Genomic DNA, 21,485 nt, shown 5'->3' with positions numbered 1-21,485 from the left:
GGCGACGGCGATGTCGACCCTCCGGCACGTGGGGAACCTCACATGCCTCAACTCGGTTGGAGTGCAACGGAATTCGACCGGCCGATCAAGCTCGAATTCCATTCCCATTGGACTTTGCACTCTCGGTGAACGGCTGGCGCATTTCCGTCATCAGCCGGCCATCAGTCCGCGCAGAAATGCCAGGTCGACGACTTCCAGGGAGGTCACGACGGTGCGCCGGTCGGCCGGCGCGATGGGCGCCACGGACGGCACGGCCACCACCAGGCAGCCCGCCGCCTCCGCCGCCGCCACACCCGTCGCGGTGTCTTCTACGACGGCGCAGCGGGCCGGGTCGACGCCGAGTCCGGCGGCGGCCAGCAGATACGGGTCCGGGTACGGCTTGGTGCGGGTGACCTCGTCGCCGGCGACCGTCAGCGCGAAGTGCTGGGGGCCGAGCGCGGTCAGGACGCGGTCGATGATGCGCCGGTGCGAGGCGGAGACCAGGGCCGTCGGGATCTCGTACTCCGCCAGCTCGGCCAGGAGTCTGGCGGCGCCCGGCATCAGCGGCAGGCTGCGCCCGATGCGGTCCTCGAAGCCCGCGTTGAGCAGGACGGACAGCTCGGCGAGGGTGATGTCGGCGCCGGTGGCCTCGATCAGGAAGCCGGCGCTGCGGGTCATGGGGCCGCCGACCACGACATGGCGCCAGGAGTCGTCGAGGGTGTGTCCGAGGGCGGCGAAGACCTCGACCTCGACCTCCCACCAGAAGCCCTCGGTGTCCACCAGGGTTCCGTCCATGTCGAGGAGTACGGCCTGGAGTGCTGAGCCTTCGGCCGTACGGGTTCCGAGCGCGGGGACCGTGCTGGTCATCCTGGCGCACCTCCTTGAGGGACGATCAGGCCGGCCACCCTTGATACCAACAAGGGCGACCGGCCTGCGGTGGACCGACCAGTGTACGACTTATCCGATCAGTGCGCTTGTCCGTTCCGTGCGCCTGTGGATTCAGCGCGCGTTGAAGTACTTCGCCTCCGGGTGGTGGATCACGATCGCGTCCGTGGACTGCTCCGGGTGCAGCTGGAACTCCTCCGAGAGGTGGACGCCGATGCGCTCCGGCTCCAGCAGGGCGGCGATCTTCGCACGGTCCTCCAGGTCGGGGCAGGCGCCGTAGCCGAGAGAGAAGCGGGCGCCGCGGTACTTGAGGGCGAACATGTCCTCGACGTCGGTGGGGTCCTCGCCGGCGAAGCCGAGTTCGGAGCGCACGCGCGCGTGCCAGTACTCGGCGAGCGCCTCGGCCAACTGGACGGACAGGCCGTGCAGTTCGAGGTAGTCGCGGTAGGAGTTCGACTCGAAGAGCTTGGCGGTCTCCTCGCCGATGCGATTGCCCATGGTGACGATCTGGAAGCCGACGACGTCGGTCTCGCCGGACTCCTCCGGGCGGAAGAAGTCGGCCAGGCAGAGCCGGCGGCCGCGGCGCTGGCGCGGGAACGTGAACCGAGTGCGCTCGTTGCCCTCGTCGTCCAGGACGATCAGGTCGTCGTCCTTGGAGACGCAGGGGAAGTAGCCGTAGACGACGGCGGCTTCGAGGAGGTTGTCGGTCTGGAGCTTGTCCAGGAGGCCGCGCAGGCGGGGGCGGCCTTCGGTCTCGACCAATTCCTCGTACGTCGGTCCGTCGCCCGTGCGGGCCTGCTTGAGGCCCCACTGGCCCTTGAAGAGGGCGCCCTCGTCGAGCCAGGACGCGTACTCCTTGAGCTGGATGCCCTTGATGACCCGGGTGCCGCGGAACGGCGCCTCGGGGATCGGGTTGTCGATGGACACGTCGGAGCGGACGTGGCCCTCCTCGGGGCGCTCCTCGACCTCCACGGCCGCGCTCGCCCGCACCCGGCGCTGCTTGAGCTCGGGCAGCTTCGCGCCGGGCACGCCGCGCTTGACGCCGATGAGGGCGTCCATCAGGCGCAGGCCCTCGAACGCGTCGCGGGCGTAACGGACTTCGCCTTCGTAGATCTCGTGCAGGTCCTGCTCGACGTACGCCCTCGTGAGCGCGGCGCCGCCCAGGATGACCGGGTAGTCGGCGGCCATCTTGCGCTGGTTGAGCTCCTGGAGGTTCTCCTTCATGATCACCGTGGACTTGACCAGGAGGCCCGACATGCCGATGACGTCGGCGCGGTGCTCCTCGGCCGCTTCCAGGATCGCGGAGACCGGCTGCTTGATGCCGAGGTTGACGACGTTGTAGCCGTTGTTGGACAGGATGATGTCGACGAGGTTCTTGCCGATGTCGTGGACGTCTCCGCGCACCGTGGCGAGCACGATGGTGCCCTTGCCCTCGGCGTCCGACTTCTCCATGTGCGGCTCCAGATAGGCGACCGCGGTCTTCATGACCTCGGCGGACTGGAGCACGAACGGCAGCTGCATCTGGCCGGAGCCGAACAGCTCGCCGACGACCTTCATGCCGTCCAGGAGTGTCGCGTTGACGATGTCCAGGGCGGGACGGGTCTGCAACGCCTCGGCGAGGTCGGCCTCCAGGCCGTTCTTCTCGCCGTCGATGATGCGGCGCTTGAGGCGCTCGTCCAGCGGGAGGGCGGCCAGCTCCTCGGCGCGGCCCGCCGTCCGGGACTTCGTCGTGGCGCCCTCGAACAGGGCCATCAGCTTCTGCAGCGGGTCGTAGCCCTCGCGGCGGCGGTCGTAGACCAGGTCGAGGGCCGTCTGCACCTCTTCCTCGGTGAAGCGGGCGATCGGGAGGATCTTCGAGGCGTGCACGATCGCCGAGTCGAGGCCCGCCTTGACGCACTCGTCGAGGAAGACGGAGTTGAGCAGGACGCGGGCGGCCGGGTTGAGGCCGAAGGAGATGTTGGACAGGCCCAAAGTGGTCTGGACGTCGGGGTGGCGGGTCTTGAGGCGGCGGATGGCCTCGATGGTGGCGATGCCGTCGCCGCGGGACTCCTCCTGGCCGGTGCAGATGGTGAAGGTCAGGGTGTCGATGAGGATGTCCGACTCGTGGATGCCCCAGTTCACCGTCAGGTCCTCGATGAGGCGCTCGGCGATCGCGACCTTGTGCTCGGGGGTGCGGGCCTGGCCCTCCTCGTCGATGGTCAGCGCGATGAGGGCGGCGCCGTGCTCCTGCGCCAGCCTGGTGACCTTCGCGAAGCGGGACTCGGGGCCGTCGCCGTCCTCGTAGTTGACGGAGTTGATGACCGCGCGGCCGCCGAGCTTCTCCAACCCGGCCCGGATGACCGGGACTTCGGTGGAGTCCAGGACGATCGGCAGGGTGGAGGCGGTGGCGAAGCGGCCGGCCAGCTCCTCCATGTCGGCGACGCCGTCGCGGCCGACGTAGTCCACGCAGAGGTCCAGCATGTGGGCGCCCTCGCGGATCTGGTCGCGGGCCATCTCCACACAGTCGTCCCAGCGGCCGTCCAGCATGGCCTCGCGGAACTTCTTCGAGCCGTTGGCGTTGGTGCGCTCGCCGATCGCCATGTAGGCGGTGTCCTGGCGGAACGGAACCGTCTGGTAGAGCGAGGCGGCACCCGGCTCGGGCTGCGGGTCGCGCTCGGTGGGCGTGGCCTCGCGGACCCGCTCGACGAGCTGGCGCAGGTGCTCGGGGGTCGTGCCGCAGCAGCCGCCGACCAGGTTCAGGCCGTAGTCGCGGACGAAGTGCTCCTGCGCCTCGGCCAGGCCCTCGGGGTCGAGCGGGAAGTGGGCGCCGTCCTTGGTCAGGATGGGCAGGCCCGCGTTCGGCATGCAGAGCAGCGGGGTGCGGGAGTGGCGGGCCAGATAGCGCAGGTGCTCGCTCATCTCGGCCGGGCCCGTCGAGCAGTTCAGGCCGATCATGTCGATGCCGAGGGGTTCGAGCGCGGTGAGCGCGGCGCCGATCTCGGAGCCCAGGAGCATGGTGCCGGTGGTCTCGAAGGCCATCGAGACCAGCAGGGGTACGTCGACGCCGGTCGCCTCCATGGCGCGGCGGGCGCCCAGGATCGACGACTTGGTCTGCAGGAGGTCCTGGGTGGTCTCCACGATCAGCGCGTCGGCGCCCCCGGCCAGGAGGCCCTCGGCGTTGGCCTGGAAGCCGTCGCGGAGCGTGCCGTAGGCGATGTGCCCGAGGGTGGGCAGCTTGGTGCCGGGGCCGATCGAGCCGAGGACCCAGCGCTGGCGGCCGTCGCGGGCGGTGAAGTCGTCGGCGGTCTCGCGGGCGATGCGGGCGCCGGCCTCGGAGAGTTCGTGGACGCGCTCGGGGATGTCGTACTCGGCCATCGCGGAGTGGTTCGCGCCGAAGGTGTTCGTCTCGACGCAGTCCACCCCGACGCCGAAGTACTCCTCGTGGACCGAGCGGACGATGTCCGGGCGGGTGATGTTCAGGATCTCGTTGCAGCCCTCGAGGTTCTCGAAGTCCTCGAGTGTGGGGTCCTGTGCCTGGAGCATGGTGCCCATGGCTCCGTCGGCGACCACCACGCGGGTGGCGAGTGCCTCTCGGAGCGCGGACACACGGGTCCGGCTGTCGGCAGAAGGGGTCAGTGGCGACGAGGCCATGAAGGGGCTCCCTGGAGTGCGACGGCTGTCGGCTTTGCGGCTTCCCAGGGAACCTCTCACGGAACTCCCCGGGGAGCGTGCACGTCGCCAGGGTAACGGGGTCGGGCCGAGGGATGCTCGAAGCGTCCATGGGGCGGACCGGGGCGGCGGGGACGCGGACCGGCGTGGCAGGAGGCCGACGGGGGTGACGGGGGCGGCCGATGGAGGTGACGGGCGGGTCAACGCCGTCTAGGTTCTCGCGACAAGTGACGCAACAGGAGACGTGACCGGAATCGGCCGACCATTAGCGGGAGGTCGGCATGGACCGGTAGTGTTCGACATTGCCGAACGGCGGCAGCGACGTCGCGCGTCGACGGTCGAACGGGACGGAGGCAGTACGGCGATGGCACGGAACATCCAGTCGCTCGAACGGGCGGCCGCGATGCTGCGCCTGCTCGCGGGCGGCGAGCGACGGCTCGGCCTCTCGGACATCGCCTCGTCGCTCGGTCTCGCCAAGGGCACCGCCCACGGCATCCTGCGCACCCTCCAGCAGGAGGGCTTCGTCGAGCAGGACGACGTCTCCGGGCGCTATCAGCTCGGCGCCGAACTGCTGCGCCTGGGCACCACCTACCTCGACGTCCACGAACTGCGGGCACGCGCCCTGGTCTGGACGGACGACCTGGCCCGCTCCAGCGGCGAAAGCGTGCACCTAGGAGTGCTGCATCAGCACGGCGTCCTGATCGTGCACCACGTCTTCCGCCCCGACGACAGCCGGCAGGTCCTGGAGATCGGGGCCATGCAGCCGCTGCACTCGACAGCCCTGGGCAAGGTCCTGTCGGCCTACGACCCGGTCGCGCACAGCGAGGCCCTGGAGGCCGACCGCAAGCCCTTCACCGACCGCACGGTGTCCGAGCTGGCCGACTTCGAGCACATCCTCGACGTCACACGCGCGCGTGGGTACGCGGCCGACGTCGAGGAGACCTGGGAGGGCGTCGCGTCCATCGCCGCCCCCATCCACGACCGGCGGCGCATGCCGGTCGGCGCGGTCGGCATCACCGGCGCGGTGGAGCGGCTGTGCCGGCCCGACGAGGACGGGGCGCTGCGCCCCGAGCTGATCGCCGCCGTACGGGACTGCGCCCGCGCGGTGTCGCGGGATCTCGGCGCCGGGCGGTTCTGAGCTCAGCGGATTCACAGCGGGAACTCACCGGAACGTCATGCCGACGTTCCGGTATCAGTCGTACTGTTGGTGACAAAGTCGGCCAAAACGCCAAATCACCACACACGGTGTCCATCCGATAGCCGTCCGCATCGACCGCGAGATCGATAGCCCACAGCAATCAATAACGATCGTGTTTTCGATAACAGCACTCTTGACGCGCCTGTAACCCCGGAGCAAGACTCCCGTCCATCGGTCGGCATTGTCGAACACCTACCGGCAATACGCGCTAGAGTGTGGCAACGCCAAAGGCCGGCATCGCTCTCACCCCCGAGGGCGCACGAACCCCCGGCGGGACCCGGGGTTCGGCTTCCCTGGACGAAGGACAAAGGAGTCGCGGGTGTCCAGCTCCGACATCTTCATCGGCGAGACCATAGGTACCGCCGTGCTCATCCTGCTGGGCGGTGGCGTCTGCGCCGCCGTCACGCTGAAGGCCTCCAAGGCCCGTAACGCCGGCTGGCTCGCCATCGCCTTCGGGTGGGGTTTCGCCGTCATGACGGCCGTGTACATCTCGGCACCGCTCTCCGGTGCCCACCTCAACCCGGCCGTGACGCTCGCCCTCGCGATCAAGGACGGTGGCTGGGACAACGTCCCGATCTACTGGGCCGGGCAGCTGCTCGGCGCCATGATCGGCGCGACCCTGGTCTGGGTGGCCTACTACGGCCAGTTCCAGGCCCACCTCACGGACAAGGAGATCGTCGGCGAGCCGACGGCCAAGGCCGTGGAAGCCGAGGAGAAGGGCGCCGGACCTGTCCTGGGCATCTTCTCCACCGGCCCTGAGGTCCGCAACGTGGTGCAGAACCTCGCCACGGAGATCATCGGCACCGTCGTCCTGATCCTCGCCATCCTGACGCAGGGTCTGAACGACAAGGGCAATGGTCTCGGCACCCTGGGCGCCCTGATCACCGCGTTCGTGGTCGTCTCCATCGGTCTGTCGCTCGGCGGCCCGACCGGTTACGCCATCAACCCGGCCCGTGACCTGGGCCCGCGCATCGTGCACGCGCTCCTGCCGCTGCCCAACAAGGGCGGCTCCGACTGGAGCTACGCCTGGATCCCGGTCGTCGGACCGCTGATCGGCGGCGCGATCGCTGCGGGTATCTACAACCTCGCTTTTGCTTAGAAGCAGAATTCCCAGCACTTCCAAGCACTGAAGCAGCAGTAGAACCAGTCCTCATGACCACGGAACCCCTCAGGAGCACACAGTGACCGACGCTCACACCGCCGGACCGTTCATCGCGGCCATCGACCAGGGCACGACCTCCAGCCGTTGCATCGTCTTCGACCGGGACGGCCGTATCGTCTCCGTCGACCAGAAGGAGCACGAGCAGATCTTCCCGAAGCCGGGCTGGGTCGAGCACAACGCCACCGAGATCTGGACCAACGTCCAGGAGGTCGTCGCCTCCGCCATCGAGAAGGCCGGCATCACCCGCGACGACATCAAGGCCATCGGTATCACCAACCAGCGCGAGACGACTCTCCTCTGGGACAAGAACACCGGTGAGCCCGTCCACAACGCCATCGTCTGGCAGGACACCCGCACCGACGCGCTCTGCAAGGAGCTGGGGCGCAACGTCGGCCAGGACCGCTTCCGCCGCGAGACGGGCCTCCCCCTCGCCTCGTACTTCGCAGGACCCAAGGCCCGCTGGCTGCTCGACAACGTCGAGGGTCTGCGCGAGCGCGCCGAGGCGGGCGACATCCTCTTCGGCACCATGGACAGCTGGGTCATCTGGAACCTGACGGGCGGTGTGAACGGCGGCAAGCACTACACCGACGTCACCAACGCCTCCCGCACCATGCTGATGAACCTGCACACCCTGGAGTGGGACGAGAAGATCGCCGAGTCCATCGGGGTCCCGATGAACATGCTCCCGGAGATCCGCTCCTCCGCCGAGGTCTACGGCGAGGTCACCGGCGGCCGGCTCGGCGAGCTGCTCGGCGGCATCCCGGTCGCCTCCGCGCTCGGCGACCAGCAGGCGGCCCTGTTCGGCCAGACCTGTTTCGCCGAGGGCGAGGCCAAGTCCACGTACGGCACCGGCACGTTCATGCTGATGAACACCGGCGAGAAGATCATCAACTCCTACTCGGGCCTGCTGACCACGGTCGGCTACCGGATCGGCGACGAAGCGCCGGTCTACGCCCTGGAGGGCTCGATCGCCGTCACCGGTTCGCTGGTGCAGTGGATGCGCGACCAGATGGGCCTCATCTCCACCGCCGCCGAGATCGAGACGCTCGCGCTCTCGGTCGAGGACAACGGCGGCGCCTACTTCGTGCCGGCCTTCTCCGGTCTGTTCGCCCCGTACTGGCGCTCCGACGCCCGCGGTGTGATCGCCGGTCTCACCCGGTACGTCACCAAGGCGCACCTCGCGCGTGCCGTCCTGGAGGCCACCGCCTGGCAGACCCGTGAGATCACGGACGCCATGACGAAGGACTCCGGCGTCGAGCTGACCGCGCTCAAGGTCGACGGCGGCATGACCTCCAACAACCTGCTGATGCAGACGCTCTCGGACTTCGTCGACGCCCCCGTGGTGCGCCCGATGGTCGCCGAGACCACCTGCCTCGGTGCCGCCTACGCCGCCGGCCTGGCCGTCGGCTTCTGGACCAGCACCGACGACCTGCGTGCCAACTGGCGCCGGGCCGCCGAGTGGACCCCCAACATGGCCGCGGAGAAGCGCGACCGTGAGTACAAGAGCTGGCTCAAGGCCGTCGAGCGGACCATGGGCTGGCTCGAGGACGAGGAGTAAGAACCCCACATGACCAGTCAGTCCACCCTGCAGTCCGTGCCTGCCCTCGGTACGCACCCGGCCTCCGGCTCGAACCCGAGCCGGGCCGAGACCCGGGAGCAGCTCTCCAAGGCGACGTACGACCTCCTCGTCATCGGCGGCGGCATCCTGGGCATCTCCACCGCCTGGCACGCCGCGCAGTCCGGGCTGCGGGTGGCCCTGGTCGACGCCGGCGACTTCGCCGGTGCCACCTCTTCCGCCTCCTCCAAGCTCCTCCACGGCGGTCTGCGCTACCTGCAGACCGGCGCGGTGAAGCTGGTGGCGGAGAACCACTTCGAACGCCGTGCGGTGTCCCGCCAGGTGGCTCCCCACCTGGCGAACCCGCTCACGTTCTACCTCCCCGTGTACAAGGGCGGTCCGCACGGTGCGGCGAAGCTCGGGGCGGGCGTCTTCGCCTACTCCGCGCTCTCCGCGTTCGGCGACGGCGTCGGCCACCTCCTGTCCCCCGCCAAGGCGGCGCAGGACGTGCCCGAGCTGCGCACCCAGAACCTCAAGGCCGTTGCCGTGTACGGCGACGACCAGATGAACGACGCGCGCATGGCGCTGATGACGGTCCGCGCGGCCGTCGAGGCGGGCGCGGTCGTCCTCAACCACGCCGAGGTCACCGGCCTGCGCTTCACCCAGGGCCGGGTGACCGGCGCGGAGCTGCGCGACACCACCTCCGGCGACGAGTTCGGCGTGAGCGCCCGCCTGGTTCTCAACGCGACCGGCCCGTGGGTCGACCACCTGCGCAAGATGGAGGACCCGAACGCGGCTCCGTCCATCCGCCTGTCCAAGGGCGCGCACCTGGTCCTGAAGCGCACGTCCCCCTGGAAGGCCGCTCTGGCGACCCCCATCGACAAGTACCGCATCACCTTCGCCCTCCCCTGGGAGGACATGCTCCTGCTCGGCACGACCGACGAGGAGTACGAGGGCGACCCGGCGGACGTCTCGGTCACCGAGAAGGACATATCCCAGATCCTGGACGAGGCCGCGTTCTCGGTCCGCGACCAGCAGCTCTCCCGTGACCTGATCACGTACTCCTTCGCGGGCCTCCGCGTGCTGCCGGGCGGCCCCGGAAGCACGGCCAAGGCCAAGCGCGAGACGGTGGTGACCGAGGGCAAGGGCGGCATGCTGTCCGTCGCGGGCGGCAAGTGGACGACGTTCCGGCACATCGGCCGTACGGTCATGCAGAAGCTGGAGGCCCTCCCCGGCCGCCCGCTCGGCGAGGACTTCGAGCCGATCTCCTCCCTCCCGAAGAAGCTCCCGCTGCCGGGTGTCGCCAACCCGCGCGCGGTCGCCCACCGCCTCCTGGTCGACAACCCGGCCCCGGGCCCGCGCATGGCGGCCGACACGGCGAAGCACCTTGCCACGCACTACGGCTCCCTGGCCTTCGACATCGCCCGACTCGCCAACGAGAACCCGGAGTTGGGCCGGCGCGTCCACCCCGACGCCCCCGAGATCTGGGCCCAGGTCGTCTACGCCCGCGACCACGAGTGGGCGGAGACCCAGGACGACGTCCTCCGCCGCCGTACGACCCTGACGATCCGGGGCCTGGCCACGGACGAGGTGCGGGCGAAGGTGCAGGACCTGCTCGACAAGAAGTAGTCGCTACGACGTGAAAGGGGCGGCTCCCTGCCTAGGGAGCCGCCCCTTTCACGTGCCGTGCCAGGTTGTGTGTCGTGTGCGGGTGAGTGGGGGCTTGTCGCGCCGTTCCCCGCGCCCCTAGGTGGGCGACCCCAAGGCCCTTACATCGTTCAGGTTGCTCAACTCGGCGCGGCGGACGATGAGTTCACGGCCCAGCAGCAGTGCCCTGCGCGACGCGGGCACCGGATCCGGCAACGTCGTCAGGTCGGTCAGGTGGGCGAAGCCGATGATGCGGCGGACGATCTCCGTGCCGGCGTAGCCGACCGAGTCGGTCCAGACGCGGGAGAGGAAGCGGTCCAGGTACGCGTCGTCGAAGAAGGTGTCGACGCGGGTCGGCCAGAGGCGGCGGAACTCCGTTTCGAACGCCTGCCAGGAGAGGGCGAGTTGGTCGGCGTGGTCGGACAACCTGCCCAGTTCGCGGGCCCGTTGCTCCGACACGAGGACGTTGGCCCAGTACAGGCCGAGGTCGTAGCCGATCGGGCCGACGAAGGAGAACTCGGGGTCGAAGACCCGTACCACCGGGGCGCCTTCGCGCTCGCCGACCATGACGCTGCCGGTGTGCAGGTCGCCGTGGAGCAGGGCCTGCGCGCTGGTCATGAAGGTGTAGCGGAGGTCGGCGACCTCCGTGTGGAGGCGGGCATCGGTGCGGAAGGCGGCGGCCAGGTCCGTCAACTCCGGGAGCCAGTGGTTGTGTTCGTGCTCGAGGTAGGGCTCGGAGAGCACCACGTCCTCGGTGATCTTGCACAGCTCGGGGCTCACCGAGGTGGCGATCAGCGCCTTGCGGTCGGCGGAGGCCATGCCGAAGTCACTGGTCGCGAAAGCGAGTTGGGCGACGAACTCGCCGATCCGGGCCGAGGTGTCCGGACCGTAGGACGCGCCCTCGTTGAGGACCGTGCGCAGGACCTCCAGGTCGGACATGTCCTCCATGACGAGGGCGTAGTTGTCGGCGTCGTAGCCGTGGATCGCCGGGATCTTGTCGGGGGCGACCCGCGCGACCTGCTCGTACGCCCGGGCCTCGGCGTCGGCTCGCTCGGGGCTCATAGGCCAGGAGGGGCCGGCGACCCGCACCCAGGGCAGTGCCTGCTTGACGGCGAGGCTGTGGCTGCCGTCGGCGTTCGACGCGAGGAACACCCGGTTCATGTTGCCGTCCGACACCTCGCGGACGTGGATGTCGGTCACGTCCGCCCAGTGGCCCCGCTCGTGCAGGTAGCCGGGGATGTCGTCGGTCTCCAGGATGCGGTAGCCCATCGTACGAACTCCTCGAACTTCCTTATGCGGTGCGGCGCTTGGACAGGGTGAAGCTGAAGACCAGGGCGAGGATGAGGACCGCGCCCTCGACGACGTCCTGGGTGTAGTACGGCAGGCCCTTGATGGTCAGGCCGGTGGTGATGATGCCGATCAGCACCGCGCCGAGGGCCGTGCCCCAGACGTTCGGGCGGCCCCGGCCGAGGACCGAGGTGCCGACCAGTGCGACGGCGACCGCCTCCAGCAGCTGGGAAGTTCCCGCGCTCACGTCTCCCTGGCCGATCCGGGACGCCAGGATCAGGCCGCCGATCGAGGCGAGGACGCCGGAGAGGACGTAGGCGAGGGCCCGGTACGCGCCGACGCGGATGCCCGCGAGGCGGGAGGCCTCGGGGTTGGCGCCGATGGCGTACAGGACGCGGCCCCAGCGGGTGCGGGCCAGGAAGACCCAGGCGATGACCGTCAGCGCGCCGAAGATCAGGACGGAGATGGGGATGCCGAGGAGCGTGCCCCGGTCGATGCGCAGGAAGCCGTCGGTGAACTTGCCGGGGGCCGTGGAGCCGTCGGACTCGGTCATGCCGGCGGAGATGGACTGGCCGTCGACCAGGATGAGTTTGGTGCCCTGGATGACAAACATGGTGCCGAGGGTGGCCAGCATGTCCGGGATCTTCATGACCACGATCAGCAGGGCGTTCAGCAGTCCCGCCAGCGCGCCCGCCGCGATCACGGCGAGGATCGCGACCGTGCCGACCTGGTTGTACGTCACCATCGTCTTCGCGGCGACGGTGACCCCGAGCCCGGCGACCGCGCCGACGGACATGTCCATCCCGCCGACGGCCATGGTGAGGGTGACGCCGAGCCCGAGGATCGCGGCGACGGAGACGTACCGGAGGGTGTCGAGCATCGTCGCCGACTCGCGGAAGGAGCCCTCGCTCAGCGCGAAGTACAGGAAGAGCGCGACCGTGACGAAGATGAAGCCGTACTTGATGACGGCGTTCTGGACGCGCGGGCCGAGGGAGTCCCCGGGCCCGGTCACCGGCTTCGTGGGGACCTCGGTGCTCTGGGTGGTGGTCATGGCGTACTTCCTGCCGTGGCTTCGTGTGCGACTTCGTGCGGGGAGGGCATCACACGGACGCCGAGATGGTCTGGATCACGCGGTCGCGTTCCGCGTCTTCGCCGTACGCGTCGAGGTGGACCTCGCCCGCCGCCAGCACGACGACCCGGTCGGCGATCTCCAGCACCTCGTCCACATCCGCGGAGAGGACGAGCACAGCCGCACCCTCCGCGGCCAGCGCACGCGCCCGGCGCCCGATGTCACGCCGTGCGCCGATGTCCACGCCTCGGAACGGCTCGTCCAGGATGAGGACGCGCGGTGTCTCGGCGAGCCAGCGGCCGACGACGACCTTCTGCTGGTTGCCGCCGGAGAGTTCCTCCACGGTGCTGTGCTCGTCGCGGGCTACGACCCCGAGCGCGTCGATGGTCTCGCGGCCGAGGGCGTCCTCCCGCCCGGTGTTCACGAGCCCGCCCCGGGACAGGGACTTGAGGAACGGCAGCGAGATGTTCTGGGCCACCGACCAGCCGGGGACGAGCGCGTCGGCGTGCCGGTCCTCGGGGACGAGGTGGACGCCGGCGCGGATGGCGTCGGACGGGCGGCGGGGGGCGTAGCGCTTGCCGTCGAGTTCGACCTTGCCGGTGGGGAAGGGCTCGGCGCCGAAGAGGCCGCGGGCGAGTTCCGTCTTGCCGGCGCCCAACAGGCCTACGACGCCGGTGACTTCACCGGCGCGGAGGTCGAGGTCGAGGGGTGCGCGGCCTTCGAAGAGGTGGACGCTGTGCAGGGCGAGGACGACGTCGCCGTGCTCGCCGCTGCGCTGCGGGCGGGCGCTCGTCGCCTCGTGGGCCTGGGCGAGCATCGCGCGCAGGGCGCTGTCCCAGTCGAACGGCTTGACCTGGTCGTCGGTGAGACCGCCGTCCCGCAGAACGACCAGTCGATCGGCGAGCGCGTCGATCTCGCCGAGGCGGTGGGAGACGTAGAGGACCGCGATGCCGTCGTCGCGCATCTTCTCGACGAGGGCGAAGAGCCGCTCCGCCTCGGCGGCGGAGAGCGCGGAGGTCGGTTCGTCGAGGATGAGCAGCCGGGGGCGGGTGGCGAGGGCGCGGGCCAGGATGAGCAACTGGCGGTCGGAGATGCCCAGTTCGGTGACATCGCGGCGCAACACCGCGTCGCTCCAGCCGAGTTCGAGCGCGGCCTGGATCTCCCGGGCGCGGGCCAGCATGCGGCGGCCGTTCAGGAACGGGTTGCCGCGCTTCTGCGCCAGCTCCTCGAAGACCAGGTTCTCGGCGACCGTGAGGCCGGGCACGATGCCCTCGCCGATCCGCTGGTGGACCGTCTGGATGCCCAACTGCCGGGCGGCCGACGGCGATTGGAGAGCTGCGGGTTCCCCGGCGACCCGCACCTCCCCGCCGTGGTCCGTGTGCACGCCCGACAGGATCTTGATCAGCGTGGACTTGCCCGCGCCGTTGGCACCGAGCAGCGCGACCACGCTGCCCGGTGCGATGTCGAGGGAGACGGAGGCCAGTACCGTCTTGCCGCCGAAGGCCATGCTGACGTCACGGAGCGAGACGGCGGCGTCACCGGCCGCCGCCTCAACTCCCGTATCAGTGGGCGACATTGGGGATCCAGTCCGCGGTGCTCACCTTGGAGAGGTTCAGGGCGGGCAGGGCCGCGCGCAGCTGGTCCATGTTCGCGATCTTGTTCTTGCGCAGGAAGTCCTGGGTGATGGCGACGGCCGGGAAGTCGACCGAGGTCTTGTTCAGCTGGCCCGCCAGCTCGAGGGCCGCCGTACGGACGACGGCCGCGCCGACCGCCGACGGGTCGGTGCCCGCCGTGGCGACCCACGGGCTGTTCGCGGCGGTCATGTTCTGGATGTCGGCGTTGGAGACGTCCGCGCCGAACACCTTCACCTTGCTCTGCAGCTTCTTGTTCTGCACGGCGAGGACGGTGCCCTTGGCCAGCTCGTCGTAGGGGGCGAACACGCCCGCCACGTCGGAGTGTTGGGTCAGCGCGGCGGAGACCAGGGGAACGTTGTCCGTGGCCGTGGAGTCGGTGACCTTGCCGACCTTGAACTGCTGCTTCCAGCCGTTGGCGTCGACCGCGGTCTTCCAGACGGAGTTGCGCTTGTCGAGGGCCGCGTAGCCGGCGACGTTGACGTAGCCGACCTTGGCGTTCTTGCCGACCGTCTTGGCCATCACGTCGAGGACGGCCTTCGCCATGCTCGCGTCGTCCTGCTCGGTGCTGATCACGGACTTGTTGGTCTGGTCGACGTCGTAGACGACGACCTTGATGCCCTTCTTCACGGCCTGGTCGATCTCGGGCTGGATCGTCGAGGGGAAGCCGTGGTCGACGATGATCGCCTGCGCGCCGGAGTTGATCGCCGAGGACAGGTCGGTGGCCTGCTTGGCGTTGTCGGCCTGCGCGTCGTACACGGTCAGGTCGATGCCGAGCGCCTTGGCCTGTGCCTTCGCGCCGTTGCCCCACTGCTCGAAGTAGTCGCCGGCGCCGCTCTGCCGCACCAGCGCCACCTTGACGGTGCCCTTGCTGAAGGGGGCCGGCTTCGTGCCCGTGGCCGCCGAGGCCGAGGCCGCGGTGTCGTCGCCGCTCTTCGAGGCGTCCGTGGACTGCGAGCAGCCCGCCAGCAGCAGGGCGGAGACGGAGGCCAGCGAGAGCGCGGCGAGGGGGACGCGGGTACGGGACATGAGGGGCTCCTGGTGCGGGGTACTGCCGAGATGAGAGCGGGAGGGGAAAGGACGGAGTGCTCACCCGGAGCCGGGGGCGAAAACGCGCCATCGCACAAGGGGTGCGCCACCGCACGAACGGCGGGACAGGCGGCGGACGGTTTGTGATGCGGGGCGCGCCGATGGCTCCGGGTGTGGTCAGCGACAGCTGGCTGTGGTCGACCGGAGCAAGTCCACGTACAGCCGCCGCACGAGCAGCAGCGTCTTCATAGGGAGATCATGAGAACGTTTCCGGCCATTGGTCAAAGGAATGGAAGCGGTTTCTCACCACGTGAGACAACGACTACGTCACATCCGGCCCGTTCACCGACGGCGGTTACCATCGCATAACCGGCCCGACCCGGTACGACGGGTCCCGCTGTGCCCCTTCGCCTCCCCCACCGGTCCGGGCGCTCGTCCCAGCATCCGGACATCCCGCCCACTTTTCGGAGTTCCCATGACGCTGCTCACCACCTGGTCCGAGTCCGGCCCCGAGACCCTCGTGCGCCGTACCGCCGATCCCGTCGAGATCGCCGCCGCGCTCGCCCCGATCGGCGTCCGCTACGAGCAGTGGCCGATCCGTGAGGACGTCCCCGCCGACGCCGACAGCGACACCGTGTTCGCCGCCTACGGCCCGGAGATCGACAAGCTCAACGCCGAAGAAGGCTTCACCACCGTCGACGTGCTCGGCCTGCACCCCAGCGACGACCCGGAGTACCCGGCGAAGGCGGCCGGCGCCCGCGCGAAGTTCCTCCAGGAGCACACGCACGACGACGATGACGAGGTCCGCTTCTTCGTCTCCGGCTCGGGCATCTTCTACCTGCACGTCAACGGCGAAGTGCACGCCGTCTACTGCGAGAAGGGCGACCTGCTGGGCGTGCCGCGCGGCACCACCCACTGGTTCGACATGGGCACCAAGCCCGCCTTCACCGCGATCCGCTTCTTCCACGAGGAGGACGGCTGGGTCGGCAACTTCACCGGCTCGACCATCGCCTCGCGCTTCCCCGACTACGACACGATCGACGCGGGCTACCAGCGGGACAAGGCCGCCGCGTGACCTTGCAGTTCACCGTGGACGCCGTGGTGCTCGACATCGAGGGCACCACGAGCGCCACGGGATTCGTCGTCGACGTCCTGTACCCGTACTCGCGCTCGCGCTTCGCCGACCTGCTCACCGAGCGGGCCGACGATCCCGCCGTGGCCCGGGCGATCGCGCAGGTCCGCGAGCTGACGGACTCCCCGGACGCCGACGCCGTACAGATCGAGAAGACCCTCAACACCTGGCTCGACGAGGACCGCAAGGCCACACCCCTCAAGACCCTCCAGGGCATCATCTGGTCCGAGGGCTTCGCCCGCGGCGACCTCGTCTCGCATTTCTACGACGACGTCGTACCGGCCCTGCGCGCCTGGCACTCGGCGGGCCTGCGGCTGTACGTCTACTCGTCCGGCTCGGTGGCCGCGCAGCGCGCGTGGTTCACGTCCAGCCCGGAGGGCGACCTCCTGCCGCTGGTCTCCGGTCTCTACGACACGGAGAACGCCGGTCCCAAGCAGGAGCCGGAGTCGTATCGCCGAATCGCGGAGGCGACCGGCGTCGCCCCGTCCCGGCTGCTCTTCCTCTCCGACCGGCCCGGCGAGCTGGACGCGGCCGTGGCCGCGGGGTGGCACGCGGTGGGTGTACGGAGGCCCGGGGAACCGTATTTCGAGCAAGGCGTCGGCGACCACGCGGAGGCGGGGGCGTTCGACGAGATCGGCATCACCAGTTCAAGGAGCACCACGTGAGCAGCGAGATCAGTGACCTCGACCTGAAGGAGGCGGGGGCTCAACTCGCCGCCGAGTCCGCACGGTTCGCCTCGTTCGGCTGGATGAGGGGGACCTCCGGGAACCTGTCCGTCGTGGTGGGCCGGGATCCCCTGCTGCTGGCGGTGACCGCTAGTGGGCACGACAAGGGTGAACTGACCGCCGACGATGTGGTGTTGGTGGATGCCGAGGGTGCGGCCGTGCGGGGTGGGAAGCCGTCTGCCGAGGCTGAACTGCATGCGCGTGTCGCTGCGTTGACCGGGGCGGGGGCCGTTGTTCATGTGCACACCGTGGCGTCTGTTGCCATGGGGCGGCGGGCGCCGGGCGGGATCGTGTTCAAGGATGTCGAGATGCTCAAGGGTGTTGGGCAGCCTGCGCATGATGTCGAGGTGACGTTGCCTGTTATCGCCAACAGCCAGGATATGAAGGTGCTTGGGGATCGGCTGGAGGCGGCTCGGGAGCCTCGGATGCCGGCGGTGGTTGTGGCCGGGCACGGGTTGTATGTGTGGGGGGCGGATCCTCGTCAAGCCCGGCATCACACCGAAGTTGTTGAGTGGTTGCTGGAGTTGGAGCTCAGCTCTCCGCGGGAAGCGTAGTAGTCAAAGCGCGCGCCGGTGGGGGCCGGTCGCGCAGTTCCCCGCGCCCCTAGGGCGCGGGGGCTTGGCGGTGCTTCAAAGTTGCCGTTACTTCAGGCGGTCTCCCGGGAGTTCGCCTGCCGCGACCTCCAACACGCCCCGTTCCGTGACCAGTCCGGTCACCAAGCGGCCCGGGGTTACGTCGAAAGCCGGGTTGTGGCCCCGCGACTCGGCGGGAGCCGTGCGTACTCCCGACCACTCCAACACCTCGGCCTCGCCGCGGAGTTCGATGTGGATGTCGTCGCCGGTCTCCGTCGAGAGGTCGACCGTGGTCGTCGGGGCCGCCACCAGGAACGGGATACCGGCGTCGGCGCAGGCCAGCGCGACGCCCACTGTGCCTACCTTGTTCGCGGTGTCGCCGTTGGCCGCGATACGGTCGGCGCCGACGATGGCCGCGTCGACCTCGCCGCGCAGGATGGTGCCGGCGGCGGCGCCGTCGGCCTGGACGTAGTGCGGGATGCCTTCCTGGACCAACTCCCAGGCGGTGAGGCGTGATCCCTGGAGCAGGGGGCGCGTTTCGTCGGCGTAGACGACCTCCACCAGGCCGCGCGCGTGCAGTTCGCGGATGACGCCCAGTGCGGTGCCCCAGCCGGCGGTCGCCAGCGCGCCCGTGTTGCAGTGTGTCAGGAGCCTCAACGGGCGGTCCACGCCCACCTTTTGGACCAGCCAGTCCGCGCCGAACGCGCCCATCGCACGGTTCGCCGCGACGTCCTCGCGCTGGACTGCGGCGGCTTCCTCCAGCACCGCGTCCAGGCCCTCGTCGAAGCGGATCATGACCCGGTCCACGCACACCATGAGGTTGACCGCGGTGGGTCGGGCCTCGCGGACACGGGCTACGGCGGCGCGCGTCTCCGCCTCGGTCCAGCCCTTCCGCTCGCCCTCAATGAGCGCGATCGCGACGCCGTACGCGCCCGCCGCTCCGATCGCGGGGGCGCCGCGCACCACGAGGCGCTGGATCGCGTCGACCAGGGTGTCCACATCGTGGACAGCGACCGTCTCGTTGCGATGCGGGAGCAGGGTCTGGTCGATGAGTGCGAGACCGGTTCCGGTCCAGTCGACCGCGCGCAATTCCTGGGACATAACGGGACACTCCTGCTGTTCCGATGGTGTCGGTCACCGTACATGACCTGGAAGAACCACAGTTCGAGACAGTCGAGCGGGTGTCTCAAAACGAATGTTAAAGTCCAGCACCCGCAGCCCGAAGGCCGAGACGAAGGAGGACGTGTGCTGCTCACCATGCGCCGTTTCCTCGATCACGGCCGCTGCGCGAGTGACTGCTGTCGACGCTGACCTGTCCCTCTCGCGTCCACTCCCCGCTCCCCTCGTCTCACCATCTGGTCGCACGCGCTCCCGCCGGAGCGCGCCTTGCCGTACCCCGGAAGGTCCCCATGCTCCGCAGATCACGTCGCACCCTGCAGCTCGTCGCCGCCACCACGCTCATGGTCACCGCCGCCACCGCCTGCAACGCCGCCGCGAAGACCGACGCCTCGGACAGCGCGAGCGGCGGCAGCGGGAAGTCGTTCACGCTGGTCACGCCGGACGCGGTCGGGCAGAACGAGTTCCTGAAGCTCGCCGTCACCGGTGTGAAGGCCGCGGCCAAGACGCACGACGGGACCGAGAAGGTCTACGAGTCGACGGACACCGCGTCCCAGCAGCAGAACGTGCAGGCCGCCGTGGACGCGGGCCCGAGCGTGATCGTGCTGGTCGGCTTCGAGTTCGCGGACCTCGTGGCGCAGCAGGCGAAGGCGCACCCGAAGCAGCAGTTCCTGATGATCGACGCGTGCACGACGAAGACGTTCAAGAACGTCACGTGCGCGGTGTTCCGTGAGCACGAAGGTGTCTATCTCGCGGGCGCCGAGGCCGGGTTGCTCAGCAAGAGCGGCAAGGTCGGCGCGGTGGACGTGCTCGACACGCCCCAATTCCGGCGCTACAGCGACCCGTTCGCGGCCGGCGCCAAGAAGGTCGCCGCGAAGACGTCCGCGTCGACGCGCTTCGTCGGCGGCCAGTCCCCGTTCGACGACTCGGCGCGCGCCAAGGAGCAGGCCAACTCCCTTCTCTCCAAGGGCACCGACCAGATCATGGCGGCGGCCGCGGCCGGCAACTACGGCGTCTTCGAGGCCGCGAAGGCCAAGGGCGCGTTCGCGTACGGCGTCGACGTCAACCAGTGCGTCTCCTCGCCCGGCACGGTCGTCGACAACGTGATCAAGAAGACGGACGTCGCCGTGGAGAAGGGCGTCGAGCAGGTCCTCGCGGGCAAGACCGGCACCTCGGTGTCGTACGGCCTGAAGGAGGGCGGCATCAGCCTCACCGGTCTCGAGGCGGGCGTCGACTCGTCGAAGTGCGTGATCGCCCAGCACAAGGACGTCCTCGCCAAGGTGAAGGCGCTGCGCGACCAGATCGTCTCCGGAAAGCTCAAGGTCGATGACCCCGCCGCCAGTTGAGCCGGCGGTCGAGCTCCGGGGAATCACCAAGCGGTTCCCCGGCACGCTCGCCAACGATGCCGTCGACCTGACCGTCCAGCGCGGCGAGATCCACGCCCTCATGGGCGAGAACGGCGCCGGCAAGTCCACCCTCATGTCGGTCCTCTACGGCATGGAGCGCGCCGACGCCGGGTCCATCCGGATCGACGGGCGCGAGGTGACGTTCGGCGACCCGAGCGCCGCGATGGCCGCCGGGCTCGGCATGGTCCACCAGAGCTTCAAGCTGTTCGACTCGCTGACGGTCGCCGAGAACGTCGTCTACGCCGCCGAGCCGCGCCGCTTCGGCCTGGTGGACCGGGCCGCGGCCCGCCGCCGGGTGCGGGAGCTGGCGGCGGAGCACGGGCTCGCCGTCGATCCGGACGCCCGGGTGGGCGAACTGCCGGTCGGCCTGCGCCAGCGCGTGGAGATCCTGAAGCTGCTGCACCGGGGTGCTCGCACGCTGATCCTCGACGAGCCGACCGCCGTGCTCACCCCGGCCGAGGCGGACGCCCTGTTCGCGGTCCTCAAGTCGCTGGCCGCGCAGGGCCGTACGGTGATCCTTGTCACCCACAAGCTGCGCGAGGTCCTCGAAGGCAGCGACAACGTGACCGTGCTGCGGGACGGCCGGGTGGTCGCCCGCCTGGTCACCGCGGACACCTCCGCCGACGAGATCGCGGCCGCGATGACCGGCCGCGCGGTCGACCTGGACCGCGTTCACGCGCCCGGGACCCCCGGTGACGTGGTCCTGGACGTGAGAGACCTCACCACGGACGCCGTCCACGATGTGGGACTCACCGTCCACGCCGGGGAGATCGTCGGCATCGCGGGCGTCGCGGGCAACGGCCAGAGCGAGCTGATCGAGGCCCTGGCGGGGCTACGGCCGGTCGCCTCCGGCCGGGTCACGCTCAAGGGCCGGGACATCACCCACGTCTCCGCCACCGAGCGCCGTGCGCAAGGCCTCGCCTACGTCCCCGAGGACCGGCACGCGGTCGGTACGGCACCGGCGGCCTCCGTCGCGGACAACCTCGCCATGGGCCACCACCGAACCTCCTTGTCCAGCAAGGGACTTCTGCCGCCCGCGGCCGTACGTGCCCACGCCGGGCGGCTGATCGAGCGCTTCGGCATCAAGGCGGCCGCCCCCGAGGTACCGGCCTCCGCGCTGTCCGGCGGCAATCTGCAGAAGCTGCTGATCGGCCGCGAACTCGCCCATGACGCACCGTTGTTGCTCGTCGAGCAGCCCACGCGCGGGGTCGACATCGGCGCCATCCAGAACATCCACGACCAGATCGTCGCCTACCGCGACGCCGGTCACGCCGTCCTCCTCGTCTCCGCCGAACTGAGCGAGATCCGGGGCCTCGCGGACCGCGTTCTCGTGATGTACGAGGGCCGGGTCACGGCGACGTACACGAAGGACGAGGCGGACGAACGGGCGCTGGGACTCGCCATGGCGGGCGGGGCCGTAGCGCCGACGGAGGCCGTCGACTGA

The 21,485-nt window shown here is 69.6% G+C and carries 16 protein-coding genes; 9 read left to right on the top strand and 7 right to left on the bottom strand.

Going from position 1 to position 21,485, the window contains the following annotated elements; all coding sequences use genetic code 11:
* Positions 1-150: 150 nt before the first annotated feature.
* Both OO69_RS28715 and metH read right to left on the bottom strand, forming a co-directional pair.
* Positions 151-846 carry an HAD family hydrolase gene (locus OO69_RS28715; protein ID WP_033283723.1) on the bottom strand — a complete coding sequence of 232 codons (696 nt, stop codon included), beginning with the start codon at positions 844-846 and terminating at the stop codon, positions 151-153.
* 132 nt (positions 847-978) lie between these two features.
* Positions 979-4,494 (bottom strand): methionine synthase, encoded by a 3,516-nt coding sequence (gene metH / locus OO69_RS28710; protein WP_033283722.1) that lies wholly within the window; start codon positions 4,492-4,494, stop codon positions 979-981.
* A 382-nt stretch (positions 4,495-4,876) separates the two neighbouring features.
* On the opposite strand from metH, the gene OO69_RS28705 reads away from it, so the two are divergent.
* The 4 genes from OO69_RS28705 to OO69_RS28690 all read left to right on the top strand — a co-directional run bounded on the left by OO69_RS28705 (position 4,877) and on the right by OO69_RS28690 (position 10,056).
* On the top strand, positions 4,877-5,650 hold the full coding sequence (locus OO69_RS28705; protein WP_033283721.1) for an IclR family transcriptional regulator: 774 nt from the start codon (positions 4,877-4,879) through the stop codon (positions 5,648-5,650).
* A gap of 379 nt (positions 5,651-6,029) precedes the next feature.
* Positions 6,030-6,809, top strand: coding sequence for an MIP/aquaporin family protein (locus tag OO69_RS28700; RefSeq protein ID WP_033283720.1), 780 nt, complete (start codon positions 6,030-6,032; stop codon positions 6,807-6,809).
* A gap of 82 nt (positions 6,810-6,891) precedes the next feature.
* Positions 6,892-8,430 carry a glycerol kinase GlpK gene (gene glpK / locus OO69_RS28695; RefSeq protein WP_033283719.1) on the top strand — a complete coding sequence of 513 codons (1,539 nt, stop codon included), beginning with the start codon at positions 6,892-6,894 and terminating at the stop codon, positions 8,428-8,430.
* A gap of 9 nt (positions 8,431-8,439) precedes the next feature.
* Complete coding sequence (locus OO69_RS28690; protein ID WP_033283718.1) at positions 8,440-10,056, top strand: glycerol-3-phosphate dehydrogenase/oxidase; 1,617 nt, start codon at positions 8,440-8,442, stop codon at positions 10,054-10,056.
* A gap of 117 nt (positions 10,057-10,173) precedes the next feature.
* Here OO69_RS28690 and mtnK read toward each other — a convergent pair whose 3' ends face one another.
* The 4 genes from mtnK to OO69_RS28670 are packed head-to-tail and all read right to left on the bottom strand — an operon-like array spanning position 10,174 to position 15,090.
* Complete coding sequence (gene mtnK, locus OO69_RS28685) at positions 10,174-11,343, bottom strand: S-methyl-5-thioribose kinase (protein WP_033283717.1); 1,170 nt, start codon at positions 11,341-11,343, stop codon at positions 10,174-10,176.
* Positions 11,344-11,365: 22 nt separating this feature from the next.
* Positions 11,366-12,412 carry an ABC transporter permease gene (locus OO69_RS28680; RefSeq protein ID WP_033283716.1) on the bottom strand — a complete coding sequence of 349 codons (1,047 nt, stop codon included), beginning with the start codon at positions 12,410-12,412 and terminating at the stop codon, positions 11,366-11,368.
* A 49-nt stretch (positions 12,413-12,461) separates the two neighbouring features.
* A complete protein-coding gene (locus OO69_RS28675; protein WP_033283715.1) occupies positions 12,462-14,006 on the bottom strand; it encodes a sugar ABC transporter ATP-binding protein in 1,545 nt (514 codons plus the stop codon).
* On the bottom strand, positions 13,993-15,090 hold the full coding sequence (locus tag OO69_RS28670; protein WP_033283714.1) for a substrate-binding domain-containing protein: 1,098 nt from the start codon (positions 15,088-15,090) through the stop codon (positions 13,993-13,995). The genes OO69_RS28675 and OO69_RS28670 overlap by 14 nt, the downstream gene beginning before the upstream one ends.
* 475 nt (positions 15,091-15,565) lie before the next feature.
* Here OO69_RS28670 and OO69_RS28665 point away from each other — a divergent pair, with 475 nt between their 5' ends.
* The 3 genes from OO69_RS28665 to mtnB are packed head-to-tail and all read left to right on the top strand — an operon-like array spanning position 15,566 to position 17,501.
* Complete coding sequence (locus OO69_RS28665) at positions 15,566-16,165, top strand: 1,2-dihydroxy-3-keto-5-methylthiopentene dioxygenase (RefSeq protein ID WP_033283713.1); 600 nt, start codon at positions 15,566-15,568, stop codon at positions 16,163-16,165.
* Positions 16,162-16,887, top strand: a complete 726-nt coding sequence (gene mtnC, locus OO69_RS28660; RefSeq protein WP_033283712.1) for an acireductone synthase — start codon at positions 16,162-16,164, stop codon at positions 16,885-16,887. The genes OO69_RS28665 and mtnC overlap by 4 nt, the downstream gene beginning before the upstream one ends.
* On the top strand, positions 16,884-17,501 hold the full coding sequence (gene mtnB, locus OO69_RS28655) for a methylthioribulose 1-phosphate dehydratase (protein WP_033283711.1): 618 nt from the start codon (positions 16,884-16,886) through the stop codon (positions 17,499-17,501). Before mtnC ends, mtnB begins: the two co-directional genes overlap by 4 nt.
* Before the next feature lie 87 nt (positions 17,502-17,588).
* Here the strand turns inward: mtnB and mtnA are convergent, their stop codons facing one another.
* Positions 17,589-18,620: an S-methyl-5-thioribose-1-phosphate isomerase gene (mtnA, locus tag OO69_RS28650; RefSeq protein WP_033283710.1), complete on the bottom strand. Its 1,032-nt coding sequence runs from the start codon at positions 18,618-18,620 to the stop codon at positions 17,589-17,591.
* 308 nt (positions 18,621-18,928) lie between these two features.
* On the opposite strand from mtnA, the gene OO69_RS28645 reads away from it, so the two are divergent.
* Together OO69_RS28645 and OO69_RS28640 are read left to right on the top strand one after the other, a co-directional pair.
* The gene (locus tag OO69_RS28645; protein WP_033283709.1) at positions 18,929-19,981 is read left to right on the top strand and encodes a BMP family ABC transporter substrate-binding protein; all 1,053 of its coding nucleotides are present in this window, start codon (positions 18,929-18,931) and stop codon (positions 19,979-19,981) included.
* Entirely contained in the window at positions 19,962-21,485 is a 1,524-nt protein-coding gene (locus OO69_RS28640) for an ABC transporter ATP-binding protein (RefSeq protein WP_033283708.1), read from the top strand. Before OO69_RS28645 ends, OO69_RS28640 begins: the two co-directional genes overlap by 20 nt.

The organism is Streptomyces sp. NRRL F-525 (genome assembly GCF_000716605.1).
GTDB lineage: Bacteria > Actinomycetota > Actinomycetes > Streptomycetales > Streptomycetaceae > Streptomyces.
Note: the sequence above shows the minus strand (reverse complement) of the source record. Positions and strands in the feature narration are given on the sequence as shown.

Bases quoted from the DNA above. Each gene is read 5' to 3' on its own strand.
- mtnA (WP_033283710.1), bottom strand. From the start codon at position 18,620: ATGTCCCAGGAATTGCGCGCGGTCGACTGGACCGGAACCGGTCTCGCA.
- metH (WP_033283722.1), bottom strand. From the start codon at position 4,494: ATGGCCTCGTCGCCACTGACCCCTTCTGCCGACAGCCGGACCCGTGTG.
- OO69_RS28675 (WP_033283715.1), bottom strand. From the start codon at position 14,006: ATGTCGCCCACTGATACGGGAGTTGAGGCGGCGGCCGGTGACGCCGCC.
- OO69_RS28715 (WP_033283723.1), bottom strand. From the start codon at position 846: ATGACCAGCACGGTCCCCGCGCTCGGAACCCGTACGGCCGAAGGCTCA.
- OO69_RS28690 (WP_033283718.1), top strand. From the start codon at position 8,440: ATGACCAGTCAGTCCACCCTGCAGTCCGTGCCTGCCCTCGGTACGCAC.
- OO69_RS28670 (WP_033283714.1), bottom strand. From the start codon at position 15,090: ATGTCCCGTACCCGCGTCCCCCTCGCCGCGCTCTCGCTGGCCTCCGTC.
- mtnK (WP_033283717.1), bottom strand. From the start codon at position 11,343: ATGGGCTACCGCATCCTGGAGACCGACGACATCCCCGGCTACCTGCAC.
- OO69_RS28645 (WP_033283709.1), top strand. From the start codon at position 18,929: ATGCTCCGCAGATCACGTCGCACCCTGCAGCTCGTCGCCGCCACCACG.
- OO69_RS28640 (WP_033283708.1), top strand. From the start codon at position 19,962: ATGACCCCGCCGCCAGTTGAGCCGGCGGTCGAGCTCCGGGGAATCACC.
- OO69_RS28705 (WP_033283721.1), top strand. From the start codon at position 4,877: ATGGCACGGAACATCCAGTCGCTCGAACGGGCGGCCGCGATGCTGCGC.
- OO69_RS28665 (WP_033283713.1), top strand. From the start codon at position 15,566: ATGACGCTGCTCACCACCTGGTCCGAGTCCGGCCCCGAGACCCTCGTG.
- OO69_RS28680 (WP_033283716.1), bottom strand. From the start codon at position 12,412: ATGACCACCACCCAGAGCACCGAGGTCCCCACGAAGCCGGTGACCGGG.